Here is a 22,255-nt window from a genome sequence, read left to right as displayed (position 1 = left end):
AACGCTCGTTCCTATGCAATTGGGACTGTGATTTCATGTCGCGCTATCACCGTGTTATTGCGCATAGCGTAGCACTCAACTGTATGATCACCATAGAAAGTTGCCGTCTCATCACGAGTTTTGCTGCCATCATCATCTATGATTTGACCGCGATGGTTCTTGTCCCTATCTGCGACGCACCCACGGTTGCGAACCTTCCACTTGACTTCATAGTCTCCAACAATATCGGTTTGTTTCACAAAGAAGTGCAGTTTCCATTGATGCTGTATTCGCTCCCCGCCAAAGGTTAGTGAGGACAACATTTTAGTTATCAGGTCGCTTTTTACGTTACAATCAATAACAATTTGGTTTGTGATATCCATATCGAATAGTTCCTCAATGAACTCCTCATTCACTGCTGAAACTTGTTTCGCTTCACGATTAGGGAACTTCGTACCAAAAATAGCCTTGTACCGTTGGTTACACTTGTCCTCATAACCATTCTCCCTTGCTTCAATCGCTTCAATTGCGTTATCCAGTGCTTTCTGCGCATCGGCTTGGAATGCTTTCTTCACACTGACTTTGGAGTTGCTGCCAAATGCATAGTAGAACGCTTTATTTGGCTCTTTGGTAAGGTATTGAAAAAAGTCTTTTACCATCTTGTCAAAGCTGCCGAAGCTACTCTTGTCGTATTTAGTATTATCTTTGAAGAAGTTGTAGCAAAGGGTATCGATTAGAAAGCCACTCATCTGAATATCGTTTCTAGCCTTCCACGCACGAATCATTTTCGCAAGCTTACGCAGGTTGTCTTTGCGATTGTCGTTCAGTTCTTTAAATGCTCTTAGCTCTGAACGAGTGTCACATTTCCGCCATGAGCCACCATTATATGTGTCAGGGTATTTGAATACTCCCTGCCATTCGAATACGGGTACTACTTCAAAGGTAAAGTCTTGCATCTCAACTACTACTACGTTGCGGTCTTTCTTCACTTTACTTGTATTATACGTTTTCTTTATTGCATCTTTGGTTTGGTCGAGAGCCTTCGATGGGTCTTTGCGATAGGTAGTCCAAGCGCTAGGAGGAAGTATGTAGAGCATATCAAGGTCAGAAATGCCATTGATTCCAGAGTAGCGACCATATGAGCCAGCTTGAAGACTGTAGTTTTTCTTGTCGTTTTCTAAGTCTCGAAACTTTTCATTTAGGTTCTTAGTAACACTTCCGTAGCGACTTGAAATTGTGTCTTTGTTCTTGATCTTCAAGTTATCTAAAAACACACTGAAATCCCGCCTTACCGTCATATGTCACTCTCCCTGTATTTAAGTCCATGTAATAATGGGGGTAATAAGTAAACAAAACAACCTGTATGCTAGAGTATGCCGAAGTATTTGCTGATGGGCTAAACTAGGTCAAAGGCAAGGTGTAAAGGCCTTGTCTATTGCATGACTATTCGCCTTTAATTGCAGTGATTGCCTAGTTAATATAAATAAACTAATAGAGTGCGTGATATTTAGGCTATCGACCCTAAATGATTTCTGTCCAAAAACTAGGTCAAACCTAGGCTAAGATTGGCTAGCTAACGAAGTAGAGCAATGTTCACTCTTAATAGAAAAGCTACAGAGCTAAGCTCTGTAGCCTAGCTAACTCTGCACCAATAGATAGATGGGTAACTCTGAACAGGTGGGGAAAACGGTACTCCAGGGCGTCTAATGAGATTAATACCAAATTAGATCGTTATCGGTATTATCAAGAACACTGTTCTCGTAAATTCATAACTACATTAATTTTTTGTTTTTTGTTTTTTGTTTTTTGTTTTTTGTTTTTTGTTTTTTGTTTTTTTTAATATGAAAAAATAAGTTATTTTTGAACACTGTTCTGAAAATTTTAGTCCTGAGTTTAACCTTTATATCCCCCAAAACAATACAAATCGATCGGCAGGATGAAGGCTTTCTAGAAGCAGAAAACAGCTACAGCGAACCAGAAAATCATTGAATTACAAAGCGAAATTTTTTGATGCACGAAAATTACATTGCAGACGAAGCAGACAAACTTCTCTGCACGAAAACTTGCGCTACATGCGAACATGTCACACGAAGCACTAAAACTGTCTTTTGCGACACAGCAATTGCGCTCTGCGACAACGAAAAAAAATCAACAAGAGCAAGTTTTGCTCATTTGTTTTTAATTTTTCGCTCTTGCTCCTTATATTAAAGCTATAACCGTTATAATAGTTATAACAGTCATAATAGTTATAACATATTTTTTTGAGGGAATGTAGCTTTAATTTGGTCCCTGTATGACAATAAAATTTGAAAGCCTATTTTCAATATAAATAAATCATACCGAAAGAGTACTAAATCATACTATTAACTCATAACATACTGTCACGAACAAGCATGCTATTTTAATAGCATGCATTAACAAAACAACACTATTTAAATCTCAATTATCAACATATTTTATTTTTTAATTTATAAACAGCAGTGCGAGATATACCCAGGGTCTTCGCAATCTCATTCATTGTTATGTTGGGGTTTACTTTTCTTTCTTCAAGTAACACTTTTAGACGATCACGTTTCTCAATATCCATATTTGTTCCTTTGATAACTCCCGTTTCAATTGGAAATGAACAAACAATCATAAAAGCTTCGTATCTGCTAATACAATTCAATAACGTCATCGACTTTTGTATATTACTAGATGTTTCTAACCAAATGTCGGCATCTTTCAATCTCCATAAATTGCCTTCAATTTCTCCACCTAAAGATCTAGCAATTTCGACAATCCAATCTTCGTAACTAGCCCTATTAATTTCGAGATCTTTAATCATCTCATAGGCTTTTGGGTAATAACTTTTGCTAAACTCTAAAATCACTTTTGCGTAACCTGTCCAATCAGGTTCAGTTTTATCCACTTGATTTAACCGACTAATTGCCATCCGAGGTTGCACTGAAAATAAAGCTAACCATCGGTATAGTAGTTCTGCTGTAAGTGTCAGTTCCCCTCTCTTATAATCATTCAGATTACATTTCTCTGATTTGTCGTTGGAGTATCGATAAACAGCAGAAACCAACCTTCGTGTAGCTTTCTTATATGCTAAGGCATTTCGAGAAGAATGGTGTTCTCGACAGAAGTAAGAGGATTGGTTTACACGTTTGTAACACAAAGCACAAAACGGCAAAGCCAAAGCTGAATATGTTTTTGAAACCTTGTCTGACGACGGCCTTTGAGGTGTCAATCCCTTCGCTTTAACAAGCATTTGCTCAATCACATCGACATATTCGATGACTAAAATATCTTGATTTTGAAGTGTTGGTTTTTTCTCATCACTCATATTTTTAGTTCTAAAGTCGATGAGCTTATCTATTGTGCTGGATACCCCCCCGCAGAAACGTACAAATTCTTTAATCGTATCAGGCTCCTTACCTGTAAACGTTTTTAAAAACGGAATGTACAGAAGGAGTACCTTTGATACTGTTCGCTCTAACGAAATATCAAAAGCATCCACGACTGAGATACCTTTCGAACTCTTCTTTTGAGTAAGCTTTTTGTTTTCACTTCTAGATCGTGCTTCAAGTTTTTTCAGGTTTTCATTTAATTGCTTTTCAAGTAGTGCTGCAGCCATTACATCCATTAGTGTCAACCTAATTGTGTCTTTGTTTCAATCTACAACACTTGCGTTTGTTTTCATACGATTACATCAAACAGAAACATAAAAACAAAAACGAGAATAATAAAAATGATAGATAGAAATTTTATAAGAGTTAGCGACTTAGCTACTTACCTAAATATAAGTAAAGTAACTGTGTGGAGATGGCGAAAGGAGGGGCGTCTCCCAGCAGCTCGTGCAATCAGTCCGAGAATTGTGGGCTGGAAACGAGAGACTATTGAACGATGGCTCGAAGAACAAACAACAGAGCTACCGTACTAAGAGGCGTAAGTAAGTAAATGAACATACAAACTAACGAACGTACTTACATTACAGACTTACGTACCAAGCTTAAGCAGCAATTTATTCAAGAGATGCATAACGCGAACAAAGACCCCGATAAAGGCATTATCTTCGACGTGATGTTTGACGCTTACGAAGCCGCAAAGGCCGAAGGAAAATGTTTTGAGAACCCAGCACAGTTGCAAGCAGCCGTTGGAGGGAGATATGTAAAAGCTCAAATAGCATTTCAAATACTCGATTCTGCTCAACCTAATGCGAATCGATATAATCGAGAAGTTCCCCAGTGGTTTTCTAGCCCGCTAGAAACTGCACTAAAACTCGACATAGCGGCTTTGTGGCAAGCTGTAGAGAGTGACATTGCTAGTATTGTAGAAAGTCGAGTAAAGATAGCTGAACACTGTTCTGAACAGAAACGCCTACAAGCATTACAATCCAGTGAGCTGGTCGAAGAGCTTCAAGACAAACTTGATGAGCTGAAAGAACTACCAGGACAACTGAGTGAACTAAAGATCGACAATGAGCGCTTAAAAACCGAAGTGAGCGTACTTGAAAACAGAGCCTCAACTTTGCAAGCCAGTTCAGACTCTTCATTTGCCTTACAGCGTGAAAACGCGATTTTAGAAGACAACAATGCGAAGCTTAAATCTGAAAATCAGAATATGAGAAAAGAACTTGAGCGAACTGCTGCCCTCTTGCAAGAAACGCTTATCAAGAAAGCTAACTTAGAAGGTCGCTTAGAAGAACGCGGCGAGTTTTCAAAAATTACCAATGAAAACACTCAAGTTAAAAGCTAACTCTACATCACGATGATCCATTCCCACGCGTGGGAATGGATATAAGGGAGGTGCTGAACACCCTGTCTAGCACGAAATTTATTGCACAAAATGCTGTTCAGTGTGATCGCAAAGGTCAATTTTATATAGACAATGGAATGAACAATGTTCGCGCTATAATTAATGCAGGTAAAACTCATATCTCGTTTTTCTGTCGTTACCCTCATTACACAAAGGTAGTCGACACGATGCTAGAGGAGTTTGCACAGGAGCAAGGTTTACAGATTAAAGACTGGGAGAGTTGCGCTGATACAATTGCGAAATTCTGATACACCTAAAGCTACGAGTAAGTATGATGTAAGACCTAGAATTTTAAACAGCAGACAAGGTCAAAATCTATTCCCTCCTGTGGGAATGAAGAAGAAGTTAACAGCTTTCTTCAACACTCGGTTCGCAAAGTACGGACCACAAATTAGGAACCACAGTTACTCGTCGATAATCTTATCTAAAATCTCTTTCTTATACCCTATAAACCTTGCTTCACTCTCCAACTTATCAACTGCGTCGCGTAGATATTGGCTATGTGCGGGAAACCGTTCCATGAGTTCAGTATGCGCCATAATCTGATTGTGAATCTCAATGATCTTGAAATTTAGTTTTTCTGAATATTCTTGTTCTTCAATAAAAAGCGTCAATTCATGGTGTTCACACTCTTCGCTATCAGCTTCTTCAACAACTTTTTCACCTCCAACCGCAACATATCTGGGGTTGTTAACTCTTGCACCACATAGGCGAACGACTTTGCCTTCTGCTTCTAAAATTTCGAGAATGCGATACGATTGATTTCTAAATCGCTCTACCTCGTCTTCAGTGCAATAGTATTCATCCAAAAATGGTTTGAGAATATCTTGATAATCATACAAGCAAAAATATTCTTCATGTCCCAAATACTTAAGACTTTGTATACCAACTTTAAACAACTGCAATGTCCCTACTCGCATTTTGCCATACCTAGCATTCTTTCGATTAGGTATAATATATTATACTTACTTTATTCAGTCAATCTGTTTTCAGATAGTGTATACATATGGAGTGATGTAAACTTGAGTAAGCAAAAACAAAAAAAAGAAATAAAAAATGAATAACTTAGCAAGAGAGATCTCAAAGAACATTGCAGAAAGAAGAAAAATGTGCGGTTTATCAAGTACCGAAGCAAGCTTAAAAGCTGGTTTTAGTAGAAGCTACGTGAGTAAAGTTGAAAAAGACGGTGTTAGGATTACAGTAGAAAAGTTGTACCAACTTGCGAGAGTTCTCGATTGCAACGTTGGTGATTTATTGCCACAAGATAGAAAAGACTTACTAGAGGATGCTTAAGAATTAAGCCGTTCACGAATAACCACACTGCGCATACAGTGTGGATTTTCTATCCGCAGATAATTAACGGCTTAAATGCTAAAGAGAACCATCCCAGAGTTCTCAGATAAAAGGGATACCGATACGCAATCAACCCCATAAGACTCAAACGAGAAATCCCTTGAAGCACAGCTTTCACCAACAATCAAATCAAAACAGTTATTATCTTTCACTAGTTTGATGGAGTAGTTTAGTTTGAGGCTGATTTTCCAAGGCCCTTCATCAACACATCAAACATCAATCCCGCGAATCCTTTCGCAACAGCCTCATTTGACAGAAGTTTCATCGCCATTTCGTTGTGTACGTCCATACTCTCGATAATAGCATTGTTGATCGATTCTGGGAATTGACCGAGCATCGCTTGTTCTTTCGTATTGCTGCGGATCTGATCCATCACCACTTCATTTTCCGAGATCTTGCCTGCAATGGTATTGGCATAATTGAGCATATCATTCTCAGACAAACCATCTTCGATAAACAAATCGTTCATTCTTTGGATGATCTCGTTCAGTAGTTCAGTTTTAGGATCTTTTGGGGCAGCTCCAGAGCCTTCCTTTGCGGCTGGTAGATAAGGTTTTGGTTCTTCACCAATTTTCACGCCGAGCTGTAAATCTGCTTCACGCTGCTCGTGCAAGCGGTAGTGCGTCATTACCACATCGGATAAATCAATTTCATCCTCAACCACATCAAGGCGAAGCAATGGGTAAAGATGTTTGGCGTAAATACTCAATTTTTCCAGATCATAATCATCAAAATTGACGATCTGAGACGTAAACTCGTAGAAACGATAGAAAGACATTAAATCTTTCTTGAACACTTCCAGAATATCTCGTGCTTCTTTGGCGTGTTTGACGCTGTTTTCCGCAAACTTGATTTTCTTGTCGTTTTGCTCAATTTTCGCTTTAGAGAGCGTCGCTTGTGCAGATTGAAGCACTTGTGTCGCTTCTTTATAACGAACAGAGAAACGATCAACGGAAGGTTTACACAAGTTGGCTAATTTGGCTTGATTCGCTTGTTTGTTGTTATACGCTTCAACAAATGCCTCAACCTCTCGCCACTGGTAAATCCCCACTTTATCGAGCTTTTTCATTAGCTCATAAACTATGTTTGGGTCAGATACTCCAGCGAGTTCAGCGGTTTGGAAGTAAACTTTAAACTCAGCCAAAATCTCTTCAGGGTCATTCACAAAATCGAGCACAAAGGTTTTATCTTTGCCTTTGTAAGTACGGTTTAGCCTTGAAAGAGTCTGAATACACTCAACGCCTTTTAATGGCTTATCGACATACATCGCCACTAATTTCGGTTGGTCAAAGCCTGTTTGGAACTTATTCGCAACCAACATCACCTGATAATCTGTGGTATCAAATGCTTTACGCATATCACGACCACGAAGGTTCAGGTTCATATTATGTTCGGTGAAAGGGTGGTCAGGAAAATCAGGATCATTCACTTCACCTGAAAAGGCCACCATTGCATTGACGTTGGCGTAACCTTTTTCCTGAACGTACTTTTCAAAGGCGAGTTTATATCGCACTGCTTCTAAACGACTACTAGTGACAACCATCGCTTTTGCTTCACCACCCAACAGATGTTTCACTTTCTCGTTAAAGTGCTCAATGATGGTTTCCACTTTTTGAGCAATGTTATACGGGTGCAAGCGAACCCATTTCGCCATTTTCGAAGCGGCTTTTTTACTGTCCACCTCGTGATCTAAATCTGGGTTGTTGTGCGCTAATTGGTAAGCAACTCGGTAACTGGTGTAGTTTTGCAGAACATCCAGAATAAACCCTTCTTCAATTGCTTGGCGCATTGAATAAACGTGGAATGGTAACGGCTTATTGGTGTCGCTCGCTGGCTCATCGGTATTTGGTCTGCGACCAAACAGCTCTAATGTTTTCGCCTTTGGTGTTGCGGTAAAAGCAAAGTAGCTAAGCTTGTTTGAGCCTTTACGAGCTTCCAGTGATAATCGCAGCATATCTTCACTGTCTAGTTCTTCATCACCGTCTAATCGCTCTGCCATTAGCACTTCACGCAGTTTACGAGCGGTTGTACCTGTCTGGCTTGAATGTGCTTCATCAGCAATAACCGCATAACTTCGACCTGCAAGAGTCGAGTCTTTGCGAATAGCTTCTAAAACGTGTGGGAAAGTCTGAATGGTCACGATAATGATTGAGGTGCTTGCTTTCAGCTCTCCTGCCAATTGGCTGGATTTAGAGCCTTGTGCCTCTTCTCGATTAACACGAGCAATCATTCCTTCGTTATGGTCAAACTGATATATCGTGTCTTGTAACTGGCTGTCCAGCACTGTTCTGTCAGTGATAACAATGACAGAATCAAAAACCTTATCCCCAGCCTTCTTATTAAGCTCGGGATGATCGGTGTAGTAATGCTTTGATGCGAGTTGATGAGACAGCCACGCAATCGAGTTAGATTTACCTGAACCAGCACTGTGTTGAATTAGATATTTATGACCAGTGCCTTCGTTATCCACCGTTTTAAGTAGCTTAGAAACGACCGCCCATTGGTGATAACGAGGGAAAATCATCGTCTCTTTGACTTTGATAGAACCGTCTAACTGCTCTTCATCTTTCACTTCGAGGTGAATGTATCGACTTAGGATCAGTAGCAGGTTATCTTTTTGAAAAATCTCATTCCAGAGATAAGATGTGGCATAGCTACCATCTTCAGGCACATCGTTACCTTTACCGCCTTCGCTTGTACCTTGGTCAAATGGCAAGAAGAATGTCTTTTTACCCGCTAAACGAGTGGTCATTGCTACGTTGTATTGGCTGACAGCAAAGTGAACCAATGCGCCACGCTTAAAGGTTAATAACGGCTCTGATTTGCGAGTTTTTGGATCTTTCGGCTGCCTATCCTTCATATACTGAACTTTGGCATTATCAATTGACTGCTTGAATTCGGACTTAAGCTCGCACGTAACAACGGGAATACCGTTGACGAAGAGAGTTAAATCTAAACGACCATCATAGCCATTTGGCGAATAAACTAGCTCAGGTACAACACGCAGAATGTTTTTCTCATAACGGGCGGTTGCCGTTGGGTTTAAGTCGTGATCGGGTTTAAAACTGCAAAGATCAAACTTTGCTCCACGGTTATTGAGCTTGTTCCGCAAAACCCACAGTGTGCCTTCGTTTTTCAGCTCTTGTTCTAATGACTTGAGTAAAGCATCAGCGGTAGCGTTTGGATTTCGCTCCGTTTCTGGAAAGTGTTGCGCTAACTTGTCCCACTGGTCAGGTTGTGAGGCTTTCACAAAAGCAATCACATCGTCAGGGTAAAGTGCCAGCTCTTTGTTGTATTTGTTTGACTCGCCTAGTAACCAACCCTGAGACTGCATTTGAGCTAAGATGTCATTTTGAAATACGACTTCATTTACTGGAGCTGTAACAGAGACATTACTATGCTCTGCCAGGAACACCTTATGTAACTCACCACTATCAATCTGCCTACTAAACTCTATAACTTTTCTCGGTTTAGGCTTTTTAAACGGCTCTAGAGCACTTATAGGATCTTTTTTATCTTCGGTTGTCATTTTTACCTTTTCCTTCAGCCATTGCTCTGTCACCATCTAAAGCGCATAAAACTTGATTCTTTATCTCAGCAAAAACAGATATTGAAAACTGTTTTGCACTATTCGACTCAAGAAGTAACTCCATTGCTATTTCTTGATGCTCATCTAGGCTCTCGATAATTGCTTTTTCTAACAACTCCGAATAAATCCCCTGCTGCACTCTATCATCAGAATTATTCTTAATTTGCTCTACCAGTTGTTCGTTTTTCATCAAACGGTCAACAATGGTAGTTTTGAAGAGTATGGGTACTATCTCTTCTTTCTGATGTGCTTCTTCTGTAGATGATACTGAATAGCTCATAGAACATTCAGCAACCAACAAAACATCCTCTCCGTTAACATTTGGACATTGGGTCAGTTCAATGACTCTTCTACGCTTAGGCTTCTTAAAAGGTGCGAGAGTGGCAGTAGGCTCTTTATTGTCTTCGGTAGTCATTATTTATCTACGTTAGTTTTATTAGTATTTATATTACAAGGAGTTGGATTCGAAATAGAAACAGAAATATCTTTTCTAGAAGACGCGACATCAAGATCACCGAAAATGAATATCAAGCCGACCAGAGACAGCGGAATCATCGAAAGCTTAAACGGTCGATTCATTAAACGTAATCTCTCTTGCCGAGCATCATTTGTTTCAGCAATTTGTCCTGCACAAGAGCTAAACTCTTCAATCAGATAGTCAACCAAAACATCAGGGTTGGCTTCAAAGTGACCTTTTTCAGCCATGTCCTGTCTCGTTTCTTCTATCTGGTCAGCATATGGAAAAAAGCTGAACTCATTTTCCCAATATGCATCAAGCAGTAAGTAAATCGCTCTTCCGAGTAAAGCCAAACCAGCAATAGTTAATGCACCTAGGAATGCCAGTAACTCTACAGGGATACCTAGATCAGTATTCTTAACAATATAAAGTAAGATAGTTAATACAGTCGCGATTGCAGCAAATCTAACCTGAATATTTGAGCTAATGCTGTCTTTTCTTTCCAGTTCGTGAGCATATTGTTCTTTATAAAGATGTAGCACTTCCAGCTTATCCATTTAGCTATGCTCCTGTAAGGCGAGAGGTGTGTTTGACATTGTTGGATGTATCACTGATTTAATCGTTCTTTGATGGAGTCATGAATTGTAATATCTGCATCAATTCTGTATTGAAGTAATAGCTAGCAATCGCTAAAAAACCAAGCGCGTAAGGTGTTAAAATATCTAAGTTTTCGCGATAAGTAAAAAATGAAGAAACCTGCTCTTTGGCTTCTAGCAACAGGAACTTAGTATATACTCGAAAGCCTAAATTTCTTCTAATGTTTAAGGATTCTTCATTCATATCGTGACGGCCAAGCCATTGAAAAACAACAAATCGGCGAAAAGGAAACGTACATTTATAAGACCAATCATATTCAAACTTATCATTTTCATAGGATAGCTGACGAACATCGTCAGCCTTCAGTGGCATATGTGATGAAATAAACCCATAAAACTCGTCTGAGTGTGGGCATACACCAAAGATATTGGGATGTTTTAACAGTCTCTCGCTCCAAAGTTCATAGAGTTTTGTATGGTAAACCACGGCATAGTTGTAGTAACGAATCATCAAAAAGACGATAGACAACACCAGCAAAATACCCAGCCCATTTTGATTAGTGAACTTAATCTTGAAAATAAAGGTGTTTGCTTCATCAATAGTCGCCCCTGAGAATGATAGGGCAAGTAGAATACAAGAAGCCACTATGAGCAGCTTCCTTTTGGCTTTTAGCCCTTCGTCACGATCTATTGCAGCGGTAAGTTCTGAACTGTTTTTCACTCATAGCACCTGTTTGTTTTCATTTGACTTATATCTCCCCCTTGAACAGCACTAACCTTGATTAGCTATTAAGGTAGTCGGCTGTTTGCTCTTTAAGGTGTTGAGCAACTTCATCGATCTCTGGAAATAAAGTTGCTTTTGAGATACCTAGCCCATCAAGGCTTTGAATTATTTTGGTTTTCTCTTCAGCATTAATTTTCAACACATAACCACGATCTTCTGTATGACTGAAGTAACTAGAGCTGACATTCACATTTTTGTACAGGTTATATATCTCCTGTGAAGGAGTGACTTTGCTGTCGCCCATTCCAAATATCAAAAATGCACCGCTTTGACGTATGACTCGTGGATTGTCTAGTTTTGGCTTCACCGCCTGAATCGAAGAGATGTGTGCAGGAACAATCACATCTTTAAAGTACGGTTTCTCAGCATAAATAGAATGCAAAAGCTTACCAACTATCTTGCTATCTTCTTCAGTTCGCTCTTCTTTGCTTGTATTAGGATAAACAAATTGATCATCCATTTTTGCTAGGTTACTGATAACAGAAACAGTATCACTACCGTGAAACTTGATATCTTCATCTTTAATTTCGTAAATGATGACTTCACCATCAGCACTATTTTGCCCTCGTCCAGAATGAGAGTTGCTAGCAAAGTAGAGTGCTACAAGAGGGTTACTTGTGATATCAAGCAATCTAGTCGGAAGCCCATAGTGTTGCATTTTTACAAGATGATCGAATGCTGATTGGCAACTCAGAAAATCATTTGGGCAAGATGCTACCAACTGCTCGAACATAATGTGCTCTCTTTCAGAGAACAAAGCGCTGTTTTTATCTTTCGGATCGGTATTACGAAAGACAGAAGGAATAGGTTGATAGCTTTCCTTTGTTTGTCCGCGAAAGAACAGCGAATACCCTTTTCTCGGCTTAATTTTAGCGATTTCAGTTACAAACGTAGAAACAGCTCCTATCTTTCTTGGCTCACCCATTAGTCACCTCATCTGATGCTATCCAATCACGCACGTCAATTTTTCCTGTCACTGCCGCTGAGATAAGGGCTGTTTTACGCTCAGTTAGAAGCTCAATCTGAAACCTCGCTTTGTCTTCGATCTTTGAAAACATAGAATTCATTGCTTCAATTTCATCAACAATTGCGTTTTGCTCCTCTTTTGGAGGCATCGGCATCATAATCCGCCCTAGTTCTTCAAAATACAGTCGTAGTCTCATTTCCATTATTCCACGAGACCACCGTTTAAACTCTTTCTGTGTGAACTCTTGGCGGAACAGGTAGTGATAAAACTTAGGGTTAATATCTTTCGTTTTTCGTAAGATGTCATAAGCAGGGCTAGTTACACCATCATAATCCGAGTAACCAACAGCCCCCATCCAAGCCAATAGCTTGTTTACAATGATGTCCCCTTTTTGTACCAACCAGTATCCATCAGTATTGCTAGCTTTATTCCCCTTTTGCTCAAGTTCTTTTCTTGGGGCAACACCAATAGCAGCATAAACAGATAACAGCTCTTTATTGTGATTTTTGGTTGATGGCTCAGCAACCAACCTAAAAAAACGTTTTGTTGGTAATACATCCCAATGTTCAGGTACTTCGCCCAACCATTCCACGCCAGAATCTTTCATTGGTGCATTTGGGTTAAGCCCTTTGGTCACTGCGTGAGAAATCACCGCTTGGCGCTTTTCTTTTAACAGATCAATCAGCTTTTCTTGCTTGGTGATTAAGGTGTCGATCTTGGCAGTTTCGTGATCGAGGAAGTTGGCGATTTTTTGTTGCTCTTCAAAAGAGGGATAGACAAAACCTAACTCAAGCAGATCTTCTTGAGTCATACTTGGTAACGCCGTGTTAGTCGAGAGCAATTTGTAAGGAAACAACATTGCCTGGTTATGAATAAACCTAGCGTCCATTTTTGGGGCAATCTCACTATAAAACATAGTATCAACTGTCCAAAACTTACCATCCACTAGTAATGGCTTGTCAACGGTTCCTTTTCTCCCAAAAAGTACTGACTCTCCTTCATATAAATAATCAGAGCTTCTTTTAAAGATGCCGCCAGAGCCATAAACAGGGTAACCATCCGTTGATACTTCCACATCTTTGTAATCTCGCCCATTTTTAATTCTCAGTGTATTTTTAAGGCGCGCTACAGTCCAATGTGAAGGTACATTACCAAGCCAGTCAATAGCAGTATTTTTATACTCAGGATATGCTTCGTAACGACCTGTCATTATGAATGTACCTCTTGCAGCAACTGCATAATCTCAGCCGATACCGCATCCAAATCAGCATCAATTTCTTCTAATGCCCTTGGTGGTTCATAAACATAAAAATGGCGGTTGAATGGGATTTCATAGCCTACAATACCGACTTCACCATCTTTAGGGTCGATCTTGCTTTCATCAATCCAAGCATCAGGGACGTGCGGCAGAACTTCACGAGCAAAGTAGTCACCAACGGTTTCAGTTAGTGGCACATTCTCGTTATCACGTAAATCTGGGTTAGCTTCAACCTTACCTTTTACCTTGCACACTTCGGCTTCATCATCATGTTCACCTAAGTGTTTCACGATCAATTTCTGTTGGGCTGCGGTGAGTTTGATGCCGTTCATTTTGGCAATAAAGGCTTTAAGGAAGGCATCACGAGACAAGATTTTCTCTTCAGTGAATGAAGCTAAAGCTTCTAAAGCCGCTTCTTGAACTGGCTCGCCTAATTTACCCCACGCTTTATCCGCTTGTAGTGCATCAAGGCGGTACTCGTCTTTCGGGTAAATAGCCAATTTAAGAGGGCGTTCTACGGTGATTCTACGGTAGCCAAACTCTTTGTAGTCAAAGATTTTACTAAACTCGTTTTCGGTAAACTGACCGTAGGTTTGAACGATGGTATCAATTGCTTCAGGAGTAAGTTCTTTGCGCTTACTGCCAAGGGATTTACGCATTGCTGCATAGAATACGTGTTCATCATTACCTTCAATTTCACTACCGCCACTGCGACCACGCCCACCTGATTTAGCTCGTTCTTTTGAAGCGTTGATAAGTTGAACCTTGCCTTTGCGGTTAGCTGGCTTGTTAGAAGATAAAACCCACACATAAGTCGCAATGCCTGTGTTGTAGAACATATCGGTAGGCAGAGCCACAATTGCTTCAAGTAGGTCATTTTCCAAAATGTAGCGTCTGATTTCGCTTTCACCGCTACCAGCACCACCTGTAAAGAGCGGTGAACCATTCAAGATAATACCGATACGTGACCCGCCTTCACTTACAGGGCGCATTTTGCTCACTAGGTGCATTAAGAATAGTAATGAACCATCAGACACTCGTGGGAGACCTGCACCAAAACGACCTTCAAAGCCTTTTTCGTGGTGCTCATCATTGATGAACTTCTGGATCTTCTTCCAATCCACACCAAACGGAGGGTTTGACAGCATATAGTCAAACTTCTCGGTGCGAAGCTGGTCATTGGACAGGGTATTACCCAATTTAATGTTATCGACCTTCTGCCCTTTGATAAGCATATCTGCTTTACAGATTGCGTATGACTCTGGGTTTAACTCCTGACCAAAAGCAGAAAGAGAGGCTTTGTCGTTTAACTTATGGACATATTCCATACCTGACGATAAGAAACCACCCGTACCAGCAGTAGGATCGTAAATAGAACGAACCAAGCCCGAACTGGTTAACTCTTCTTCATGTGCGAAGAGTAGCGAGGTCGTTAGTTCAACAATGTCTCTTGGGGTAAAGTGCTCACCCGCAGTTTCATTAGAGCTTTCAGCGAAACGTCTGATCAGTTCTTCAAACACCAAGCCCATTCCGTAGTTGCTGATGGTATTAGGGTGAAGATCTGTGGTTGCAAAGCGTTTAGCTACTTTGTAGAGCAGATCCGCTTCTTCTAGTTTGTCGATAGTGTTGAAGAAATCGAAGTGCTCAAAAATCTCACGAGCATTAGGACTAAACGATTGAATGTAGCTCTCTAGGTTACTCGCTACACCTGTTTCACCAAGACGGTTTAAATCCATTTTTGAAGTGTTGTAAAAGCTTAACTGTGCGGTGTGCGTTAGCAGTTTATCTTGTGCCTCTATTGGCATTGCCTTTACTGCTTCGTATTTTGCGAGAACGTCTGGTTTCGTTGCTTCAAGCACACACTCTAAGCGTCTTAGTAGAGTGAAAGGGAGAATGATACGTCCGTATTGAGATTGCTTGAAATCACCACGTAGAAGGTCAGCCACCGACCATAAAAACGCTGCTGTTGAAGAGAAATTGTTGTTAGTCATTATAATCAGCACATAAGTCTTAAAAATTGCGCTGATTATATCGAAAGAGCCTTAGTTAGTCTGTGATTTAATTGAGGTTTAAGTAGGTACTATCCCACGTGTGCCTAGCCAAGGCTACACTGCATACAGTGTAGCCTATCTATTAAAATTGCTTCGCTACTCTGAACTTCATTTTTGCTTATGCCCCAGATAACAGCATGAGGCTTATGCTCATAAGCCTTACAATGAGGTTTCTACGATATCGATAAACTTCTACCAGTAATGTAAAGATCATCTTCGATGATTGATTTTCTTTTCATAAAGAAAAAGGTTGGCTTTAAGTAAGAGGAGATAGAGGTTTGGACAACGAATCGCTAGTAGATTAGTTCGGAGATACACTGCTGAGCTATGCTGTTTTATTGACAAACAAATACTCGGACAACGACATGCAGGGAATCTGTGTATTCTCGACCACTGATAATAACGCAAGGATAACTACGTTTAAAAACCATTGGGTTTCTTTGGGTTACATTAAGCTTCACGCTTACTTGACTAGTTACTTGACTAAAAGTAGCAGAAATGAAAAGGGGCGTAGCAAGTACTAACCTGCTACGCCCCGAAATAAATGGCACGCCCTATTGGATTCGAACCAATGACCACATCCTTAGAAGGGACGTGCTCTATCCAGCTGAGCTAAGGGCGCGCTACAGGGACAGGATTATACGAGTTCAAACGGGTAAATCAACGGGTTTTCATAACATTCTGATCTGAATGCCTAAAAAAAGTCCATCAAAACGCTTAATGTTCAAAAACACCACAAAGCAAACGTTTGCGTATGGATGTTAATAAGAAATTCTGCGACAATGCGCCGCAGATAATTTGCCTTCTTAATTTATAAGGAAAGTCATGACTGCTCAAAATATAGACGGAACTCTCATTTCCCAAACTGTTCGCTCCGAAGTGGCTGCACGTGTTAAAGCGCGTGTTGAAGCAGGGCTACGTGCTCCTGGTTTAGCAGTGGTTCTAGTTGGTGAAGATCCTGCTTCTCAGGTTTATGTCGGTAGCAAACGCCGCGCATGTGAAGAAGTTGGGTTTGTTTCTAAGTCTTTTGACCTTCCTGCGTCTAGCTCAGAAGAAGAGTTACTAGCGCTGATTGATGAATTAAACAACGATGATGAAATTGACGGCATTCTAGTGCAATTACCCCTTCCTGCGGGCATCGACACAACACATGTTTTAGAGCGCATTCACCCAGAGAAAGACGTGGATGGCTTCCACCCTTATAACGTTGGTCGTCTTGCGCAACGTATTCCAAAGCTTCGCTCTTGCACGCCAAAGGGCATCATTACCCTACTAGACCGTTACAACATAGAGCTTCGTGGCAAACATGCTGTTGTGGTTGGTGCATCAAACATTGTTGGTCGTCCTATGACACTTGAGCTGCTGCTTGCGGGCTGTACAACGACAACATGTCACCGTTTTACCAAAGACCTAGAGAGTCATGTGCGTCAAGCTGACGTTGTCGTAGTTGCGGTTGGTAAGCCAAACTTCATCTCTGGAGAGTGGATTAAGAAAGGTGCAGTGGTTATTGATGTCGGCATTAACCGTCTTGATTCAGGCAAGCTAGTTGGCGACGTGGAATACGATAAAGCACGTGAAAGTGCGAGCTTTATTACTCCTGTCCCTGGTGGTGTTGGCCCAATGACCGTCGCAAGCTTAATTGAGAACACGATGCTCGCTTGCGAGCAGTTCCACACAGACAAATAACGTAAAACTTCAGATACGAAAAAGGCTCCGCAAGGAGCCTTTTTGCTAATTTTAGGTATCTCTTTCAGTTACAGACTTAAAATCACGCCCGCAATTGAAGCGCTCATTAAGTTCGCCATCACACCAGCGATAATCGCACGGAAACCATGCTTAGAAACAAATGCACGCTTTTCAGGTACCAATGAGCCCAGTCCGCCAATCAACATCGCCATACTTGAGATGTTTGCAAAACCACACAAAGCAAACGTCACGATTGCTTGTGAGTGTTCGCTGAGTTGAGACTTCACTTCAGCAAGCTGGATGAAAGCAACGAACTCATTCACCACAATCTTATTACCAATCAGCGAGCCTGCTGTGGTTGCTTCTTGCCATGGTACACCTAATAACCAAGCGACAGGTGCGAATACATACCCTAGGATCAGCTCGAAGCTTAGTGGCGTCCCAACAAGGTCACCAATCCAACCTAGCATGCCGTTTAACATTGCAATGACACTGATGAAAGCCAATAGCGTACCACCTACCGATACAGCAATGCGTACACCCGCCATGGCACCATCGGCTAATGCTTCTACTACGTTGGTTGCACGTGGAATTTCAACTTGGCTAATGTCGATATCTGCTGCTTTATCCGTATCTTCTGGCATTAAAATTTTTGCCATCAGCAAGCCCGCAGGTGCCGACATAAACGCAGCAGCGATCAGGTAGTTAAGGTCAACGCCCAGTGACGCGTAACCAACCAACGTTCCACCAGCCACAGAAGCCAAACCACCTGTCATCACCGCAAAGAACTGCGAGTCGGTCATGTGCTTTAGGTATGGCTTTACCATCAATGGCGCTTCAATGGTGCCAACAAAAATATTCGCCGTTGCAGACAAAGACTCCGCACGACCGATACCCAGCAGCTTTTGAATACCGCCACCGATAAAGTTGATGATTCTTGGCATTACGCCAATGTGATAAAGACCTGAGATAAGGGAGGAAAAGAAAACGATGATACCCAGAACATTGATCGCAAAGGTGAAGCCCCCTGTCGCCAAATTACCGAATAAAAACGCAATGCCCTCTTGACCATAGTTGATCAAATTCGACACTACGCTGCTCACTGAATTCAGCGCATCTCGTCCTGCTGGTACATATAAAACCAACAACGCAAACAGTACCTGCAAAGCAAACGCAAACGACACTGTTCTCAGCTTTATATTTTTTCTATTTGTAGAAAGTAGCCATGCTACGAATAGTATGGCTACGATACCAATAATTGAGTTCATAAAATGAATCCGACAGAAGGGGGATATGGAAGGCACCGGATTGTATAGCGGACTCAAAATGCTGCAAGTTGAGGATGTTAACAGTGTGAAAAGTTTAAGCGCCCAATAATTGACCTTAATTATAAGGCATTGAATTATAAGAATATAAACGTTTGCTTATTTTTATTGTTTCTATATAGAAAAGATGTTTCTAGTTCTGGAAAAATTTTTGTGAAGTGAATCACCTTATGTGTCGTTCAATAACGTCATTGATCCTGTTACTTAGGAATAGAGATGTAAGGCGCTAGACGTTGATCCCAATGACAGGGGTTACCGATCTTCTGTTTGATGAAGTTAATCACTGCGGATATTTTTTTGGGCATATGTTGGCGGCTTGGATACACCGCATAAAACGGCATCGACTGGCTGGCTTTCCAGTCCGGTAACAACTGTATTAACTTACCCGTTCTAAACTCATCACCCAGTAAGTAAGTGGCAAGGTAGGCAATGCCCCAACCTGCAATAGCGGCATCCCGAACGGCTTCTGCCAGATCCACTGAATAGTTGCCCGAAACTTTTACGTTCAACTCCTGCTGATCTTTAGTAAACGCCCACCCCGTATAGTCACGCTCCCAGCTTCTGTATATAAGACAGTTGTGAGAAGACAAGTCATCCGGCTCTGTTGGCGTATCATGCTTCAATAAGTAATCTGGTGACGCCGCAACAACAAACTGGCAATCCGTCAAACGCTGCGCAATGTAGCCTTCAGGCAAATGCTCGTTGTTAGTCACCCATAAATCGAGCCCTTCGGCTAACATATCGACTTTATAGTCAAACAAATGCACCTCCACTTGAAGTTGAGGATACAGTTCGCGCAACTCTTGAATTGCGGGGATTATGTGCAAGGTACCGAATGATTGCGACAAACCAAGACGCACTAAGCCTGCCACTTCATCCCGCTGGGTTTCCATCTCTAATGTGGCACTGCTCACCGCTTGTACTACTTGCTCACAGTGATGAAAAAAGGTTTTTCCTGCCTCAGTCGGCGTAAAGCTTCGCGTAGTGCGTTGAACAAGCTTGATACCAAGAGATGCTTCCAGCTGGCTCAACTGCTTACTCACATGAGACACCGACACGCCTAAGCTCTTTGCAGCAGCCGTGAAACTTTTATGTTTAAGAAGAGCGGAGAAGATCACCATTTGTGCAGCACGTTCAGATAACACGCTTTACCTCGATTTGATTATAGGAAAAACAAAGGACTCCGAAGAGCCCTCATATTGAATACTGGATGCCAAGTGATTATTTTATAACAGCTCAGTATTTAATTCGGTCAGCCAAGTGACTCACGGCGAGTGCGAAGTAGTAAGAGCGGTTCCACTTCATCAGTACGTTGTAGTTATTGTAAACCAGATACGTACGACCATTCTCGTCGTCCGGCATGATCAACCATGCTTTGATGTCTTCATCCAGTTTTGGCAACGGGCTACCATCGTATTTTGTGATGCCAAGTTTGCTCCACTCCTGAAGGTATTTACCTTTTTCAGCCGTGCGCCCTTCTAAGCTGTGATCAATGCCTTTAGGAACTTTCACTTGGCGACCCCAAGTGTATTTGTCATCCCAGCCGGACTTGCTCAAATAGTTAGCGGTTGATGCAAACACATCGGCTTCAGATTGCCAAATGTCTTTTTTACCATCCCCGTTGCCATCAGCGGCAAAACGAAGAAAAGAGCTTGGCATAAACTGACATTGCCCCATCGCACCAGCCCATGAACCCTTAAAGTTTTCCAGTTCAATATGGCCTTGATCGAGGATCTGCAATGCCGACATGGTCTCTTTACGGAAAAACTCTTCACGACGACCTTCAAATGCCATTGTAGACAACGCGTCAATCACTTTGAAGTTACCCGTAAATTTACCAAAGTTACTTTCTACACCCCACAGCGCCACGATAAAACGAGGCTGCACACCGTACTCATCGCCTATACGCTTTAGCTCGGTGTAATGCTCTTTATAGAGTTGTCTTGCTTGCTTCACCTTCCATTCGGGCACCGCGCGAGGAATGTATTCATCCAACGTCAGTTTCTTCTCTGGTTGGTTTCGGTCCGCTTTTACTGCTCGAGGCTTGTACTCAACATTCGCAAAAGCAGCACTAATGACCTGCTCTGAGATACCTTTATCACGCGCTTCAGCACGCAGCTTATTCAAGTATTCATCGAAACCCTCGCTACTTGCAAAAGCCGAGGTACACACACCAACGCTAAGCATGGTAGCCAGTATTTTTTTCATATTGCCCTCCTTGAGCAAGGCAGAAATCCCAGATGAAAAACGATGACGTTATTCGCCTTTCTGCTGGGCTTTTTGTTCTTTGTACTTTTCTAGTAGGTTCTCCGGCGGAGGCGGAACCTGCAAAAAGAAGCCATCATTTTGCAATGAAGCCTTCACTTTTTCGATATCAACTTGTGCCAATTTACGGCCATCAAGTTTAATCGTCATAACAGCGATAGGCTTACCGAACATCTGCATTAAGGTGTCAGGAACCTGTGAAAAATCATCCTTTTTCGGAATATAGAGATAAGTACCTTCTTTTTTCGAGCTTTTATAAATAGAACAAAGCATGACACGCCTTTTATGCTGATTTAGCCGCGTTGAGTGCGGATTAGGTTGAAAACGTCAAATTCTCGCAAACTTAATAGCAAATTTGAGATTAATTCACCTATTTGCCCACGAGAGAACTTGCTGCGTCAAAGGATGAAATATAACATGACAGACCTAGTTTAAGGCAACGCTCTTTCAATAAAGGCAAGAAGTCCACGATGACCCATTCACCAGACCTTAAAGGTAGCAGTTTTACATTGTCAGTTTTACACCTTTCTGACAATGAGATCGCAAAGACTGTCGAATTTTTGCAAGAAAAAGTTTCTCAAGCACCTTCTTTTTTTGCATCCGCGCCTTTGGTAATCAATATAGCAAAAGTACAAGGCGACATTGATTTCCCTAAGCTTAAACAAGGCATCTCAGATGCTGGTTTTATTCCGGTCGGTGTAACGGGCTGTAAAGACAAGCGTGTACAAAATCTTGCTTCCGAAGCTGGCTTCGCCATTATGTCGGCAAGCAAATCACCAAGCCAGGCGCCAGCCAAAATGGCACCAACGAAAGTAGTTCGCACGCCTGTTCGATCAGGACAACAGATCTACGCGAAAGATGGTGATTTGGTGGTGTTAGCGCACGTAAGTGCTGGTGCTGAAGTCATCGCTGACGGCTCTATTCATATCCATGGCACACTTCGAGGCCGTGCGATTGCAGGCGCAAGTGGTCAGCAGGAAGCGCGTATTATTTGCCACGATTTACAAGCAGAACTGGTATCCATTGCGGGTGACTACTGGTTAAGCGATCAAATTGAAAGCGAGTACTGGCAAAAGAAAGTAATGATCAGTAAAGCCGATGAATCATTACATTTAGAAGTTCTCGCGATTTAATCTAAAAAG

Annotated in this window: 19 protein-coding genes and 1 tRNA gene; 5 read left to right on the top strand and 15 right to left on the bottom strand. The window is 41.5% G+C overall.

The window, feature by feature from the left end; translation table 11 throughout:
- Window positions 1-11: 11 nt before the first annotated feature.
- Entirely contained in the window at window positions 12-1,277 is a 1,266-nt protein-coding gene (locus ACWYVB_RS18795; RefSeq protein ID WP_083148240.1) for an SMODS domain-containing nucleotidyltransferase, read from the bottom strand.
- A gap of 1,148 nt (window positions 1,278-2,425) precedes the next feature.
- Complete coding sequence (locus ACWYVB_RS18790; RefSeq protein ID WP_083148239.1) at window positions 2,426-3,610, bottom strand: helix-turn-helix domain-containing protein; 1,185 nt, start codon at window positions 3,608-3,610, stop codon at window positions 2,426-2,428.
- A gap of 105 nt (window positions 3,611-3,715) precedes the next feature.
- Here ACWYVB_RS18790 and ACWYVB_RS18785 point away from each other — a divergent pair, with 105 nt between their 5' ends.
- Entirely contained in the window at window positions 3,716-3,907 is a 192-nt protein-coding gene (locus ACWYVB_RS18785) for a helix-turn-helix transcriptional regulator (RefSeq protein WP_083148238.1), read from the top strand.
- Window positions 3,908-3,924: 17 nt separating this feature from the next.
- Complete coding sequence (locus tag ACWYVB_RS18780; RefSeq protein WP_083148237.1) at window positions 3,925-4,722, top strand: DNA repair protein; 798 nt, start codon at window positions 3,925-3,927, stop codon at window positions 4,720-4,722.
- Window positions 4,723-5,186: 464 nt separating this feature from the next.
- Here ACWYVB_RS18780 and ACWYVB_RS18775 read toward each other — a convergent pair whose 3' ends face one another.
- Complete coding sequence (locus ACWYVB_RS18775; protein ID WP_054702196.1) at window positions 5,187-5,702, bottom strand: hypothetical protein; 516 nt, start codon at window positions 5,700-5,702, stop codon at window positions 5,187-5,189.
- A 136-nt stretch (window positions 5,703-5,838) separates the two neighbouring features.
- On the opposite strand from ACWYVB_RS18775, the gene ACWYVB_RS18770 reads away from it, so the two are divergent.
- A complete protein-coding gene (locus ACWYVB_RS18770) occupies window positions 5,839-6,075 on the top strand; it encodes a helix-turn-helix domain-containing protein (RefSeq protein WP_031777668.1) in 237 nt (78 codons plus the stop codon).
- Between the two features lie 229 nt (window positions 6,076-6,304).
- Here ACWYVB_RS18770 and ACWYVB_RS18765 read toward each other — a convergent pair whose 3' ends face one another.
- The 8 genes from ACWYVB_RS18765 to ACWYVB_RS18730 all read right to left on the bottom strand — a co-directional run bounded on the left by ACWYVB_RS18765 (window position 6,305) and on the right by ACWYVB_RS18730 (window position 16,459).
- Entirely contained in the window at window positions 6,305-9,469 is a 3,165-nt protein-coding gene (locus tag ACWYVB_RS18765; RefSeq protein WP_301659175.1) for a type I restriction endonuclease subunit R, read from the bottom strand.
- A gap of 178 nt (window positions 9,470-9,647) precedes the next feature.
- Window positions 9,648-10,139, bottom strand: a complete 492-nt coding sequence (locus ACWYVB_RS18760; protein ID WP_140364230.1) for a hypothetical protein — start codon at window positions 10,137-10,139, stop codon at window positions 9,648-9,650.
- A complete protein-coding gene (locus ACWYVB_RS18755; RefSeq protein WP_301659152.1) occupies window positions 10,139-10,738 on the bottom strand; it encodes a hypothetical protein in 600 nt (199 codons plus the stop codon). The genes ACWYVB_RS18760 and ACWYVB_RS18755 overlap by 1 nt, the downstream gene beginning before the upstream one ends.
- 58 nt (window positions 10,739-10,796) lie before the next feature.
- The gene (locus ACWYVB_RS18750; RefSeq protein ID WP_301659151.1) at window positions 10,797-11,498 is read right to left on the bottom strand and encodes a hypothetical protein; all 702 of its coding nucleotides are present in this window, start codon (window positions 11,496-11,498) and stop codon (window positions 10,797-10,799) included.
- 61 nt (window positions 11,499-11,559) lie between these two features.
- Window positions 11,560-12,486, bottom strand: a complete 927-nt coding sequence (locus ACWYVB_RS18745) for an FRG domain-containing protein (RefSeq protein WP_301659150.1) — start codon at window positions 12,484-12,486, stop codon at window positions 11,560-11,562.
- Window positions 12,479-13,738 carry a restriction endonuclease subunit S gene (locus ACWYVB_RS18740; protein WP_301659149.1) on the bottom strand — a complete coding sequence of 420 codons (1,260 nt, stop codon included), beginning with the start codon at window positions 13,736-13,738 and terminating at the stop codon, window positions 12,479-12,481. The genes ACWYVB_RS18745 and ACWYVB_RS18740 overlap by 8 nt, the downstream gene beginning before the upstream one ends.
- Window positions 13,738-15,777 (bottom strand): type I restriction-modification system subunit M, encoded by a 2,040-nt coding sequence (locus ACWYVB_RS18735; protein WP_457529730.1) that lies wholly within the window; start codon window positions 15,775-15,777, stop codon window positions 13,738-13,740. The genes ACWYVB_RS18740 and ACWYVB_RS18735 overlap by 1 nt, the downstream gene beginning before the upstream one ends.
- 605 nt (window positions 15,778-16,382) lie before the next feature.
- Window positions 16,383-16,459, bottom strand: a tRNA-Arg gene (locus ACWYVB_RS18730).
- A 203-nt stretch (window positions 16,460-16,662) separates the two neighbouring features.
- Here ACWYVB_RS18730 and folD point away from each other — a divergent pair.
- Window positions 16,663-17,523 carry a bifunctional methylenetetrahydrofolate dehydrogenase/methenyltetrahydrofolate cyclohydrolase FolD gene (gene folD / locus ACWYVB_RS18725; RefSeq protein WP_457529728.1) on the top strand — a complete coding sequence of 287 codons (861 nt, stop codon included), beginning with the start codon at window positions 16,663-16,665 and terminating at the stop codon, window positions 17,521-17,523.
- Window positions 17,524-17,591: 68 nt separating this feature from the next.
- Here the strand turns inward: folD and ACWYVB_RS18720 are convergent, their stop codons facing one another.
- The 4 genes from ACWYVB_RS18720 to ACWYVB_RS18705 all read right to left on the bottom strand — a co-directional run bounded on the left by ACWYVB_RS18720 (window position 17,592) and on the right by ACWYVB_RS18705 (window position 21,386).
- The gene (locus ACWYVB_RS18720; RefSeq protein ID WP_104969178.1) at window positions 17,592-18,791 is read right to left on the bottom strand and encodes a NupC/NupG family nucleoside CNT transporter; all 1,200 of its coding nucleotides are present in this window, start codon (window positions 18,789-18,791) and stop codon (window positions 17,592-17,594) included.
- A 257-nt stretch (window positions 18,792-19,048) separates the two neighbouring features.
- Window positions 19,049-19,993: a LysR family transcriptional regulator gene (locus ACWYVB_RS18715; protein ID WP_005396032.1), complete on the bottom strand. Its 945-nt coding sequence runs from the start codon at window positions 19,991-19,993 to the stop codon at window positions 19,049-19,051.
- Between the two features lie 91 nt (window positions 19,994-20,084).
- Window positions 20,085-21,056, bottom strand: coding sequence for a lytic murein transglycosylase (locus tag ACWYVB_RS18710; RefSeq protein ID WP_046874238.1), 972 nt, complete (start codon window positions 21,054-21,056; stop codon window positions 20,085-20,087).
- Between the two features lie 48 nt (window positions 21,057-21,104).
- Window positions 21,105-21,386 (bottom strand): YcgL domain-containing protein, encoded by a 282-nt coding sequence (locus tag ACWYVB_RS18705; RefSeq protein WP_005382303.1) that lies wholly within the window; start codon window positions 21,384-21,386, stop codon window positions 21,105-21,107.
- 197 nt (window positions 21,387-21,583) lie between these two features.
- Between ACWYVB_RS18705 and minC the strand changes: the two genes are divergently transcribed.
- Window positions 21,584-22,246 (top strand): septum site-determining protein MinC, encoded by a 663-nt coding sequence (minC, locus tag ACWYVB_RS18700; RefSeq protein ID WP_005382304.1) that lies wholly within the window; start codon window positions 21,584-21,586, stop codon window positions 22,244-22,246.
- Window positions 22,247-22,255: the final 9 nt, after the last annotated feature.

The organism is Vibrio sp. JZG10 (assembly GCF_054064075.1).
The sequence above is the reverse complement of the archived record's forward strand: the minus strand, read 5'-3'. Positions and strand labels throughout refer to the sequence as shown.

Excerpts from the sequence above, each read along its gene's own strand:
- ACWYVB_RS18795 (WP_083148240.1), bottom strand. The coding sequence starts at position 1,277 with ATGACGGTAAGGCGGGATTTCAGTGTGTTTTTAGATAACTTGAAGATC.
- ACWYVB_RS18790 (WP_083148239.1), bottom strand. The coding sequence starts at position 3,610 with ATGGATGTAATGGCTGCAGCACTACTTGAAAAGCAATTAAATGAAAAC.
- ACWYVB_RS18785 (WP_083148238.1), top strand. The coding sequence starts at position 3,716 with ATGATAGATAGAAATTTTATAAGAGTTAGCGACTTAGCTACTTACCTA.
- ACWYVB_RS18780 (WP_083148237.1), top strand. The coding sequence starts at position 3,925 with ATGAACATACAAACTAACGAACGTACTTACATTACAGACTTACGTACC.
- ACWYVB_RS18775 (WP_054702196.1), bottom strand. The coding sequence starts at position 5,702 with ATGCGAGTAGGGACATTGCAGTTGTTTAAAGTTGGTATACAAAGTCTT.
- ACWYVB_RS18770 (WP_031777668.1), top strand. The coding sequence starts at position 5,839 with ATGAATAACTTAGCAAGAGAGATCTCAAAGAACATTGCAGAAAGAAGA.
- ACWYVB_RS18765 (WP_301659175.1), bottom strand. The coding sequence starts at position 9,469 with ATGCAGTCTCAGGGTTGGTTACTAGGCGAGTCAAACAAATACAACAAA.
- ACWYVB_RS18760 (WP_140364230.1), bottom strand. The coding sequence starts at position 10,139 with ATGACTACCGAAGACAATAAAGAGCCTACTGCCACTCTCGCACCTTTT.
- ACWYVB_RS18755 (WP_301659152.1), bottom strand. The coding sequence starts at position 10,738 with ATGGATAAGCTGGAAGTGCTACATCTTTATAAAGAACAATATGCTCAC.
- ACWYVB_RS18745 (WP_301659150.1), bottom strand. The coding sequence starts at position 12,486 with ATGGGTGAGCCAAGAAAGATAGGAGCTGTTTCTACGTTTGTAACTGAA.
- ACWYVB_RS18740 (WP_301659149.1), bottom strand. The coding sequence starts at position 13,738 with ATGACAGGTCGTTACGAAGCATATCCTGAGTATAAAAATACTGCTATT.
- ACWYVB_RS18735 (WP_457529730.1), bottom strand. The coding sequence starts at position 15,777 with ATGACTAACAACAATTTCTCTTCAACAGCAGCGTTTTTATGGTCGGTG.
- folD (WP_457529728.1), top strand. The coding sequence starts at position 16,663 with ATGACTGCTCAAAATATAGACGGAACTCTCATTTCCCAAACTGTTCGC.
- ACWYVB_RS18720 (WP_104969178.1), bottom strand. The coding sequence starts at position 18,791 with ATGAACTCAATTATTGGTATCGTAGCCATACTATTCGTAGCATGGCTA.
- ACWYVB_RS18710 (WP_046874238.1), bottom strand. The coding sequence starts at position 21,056 with ATGAAAAAAATACTGGCTACCATGCTTAGCGTTGGTGTGTGTACCTCG.
- ACWYVB_RS18705 (WP_005382303.1), bottom strand. The coding sequence starts at position 21,386 with ATGCTTTGTTCTATTTATAAAAGCTCGAAAAAAGAAGGTACTTATCTC.
- minC (WP_005382304.1), top strand. The coding sequence starts at position 21,584 with ATGACCCATTCACCAGACCTTAAAGGTAGCAGTTTTACATTGTCAGTT.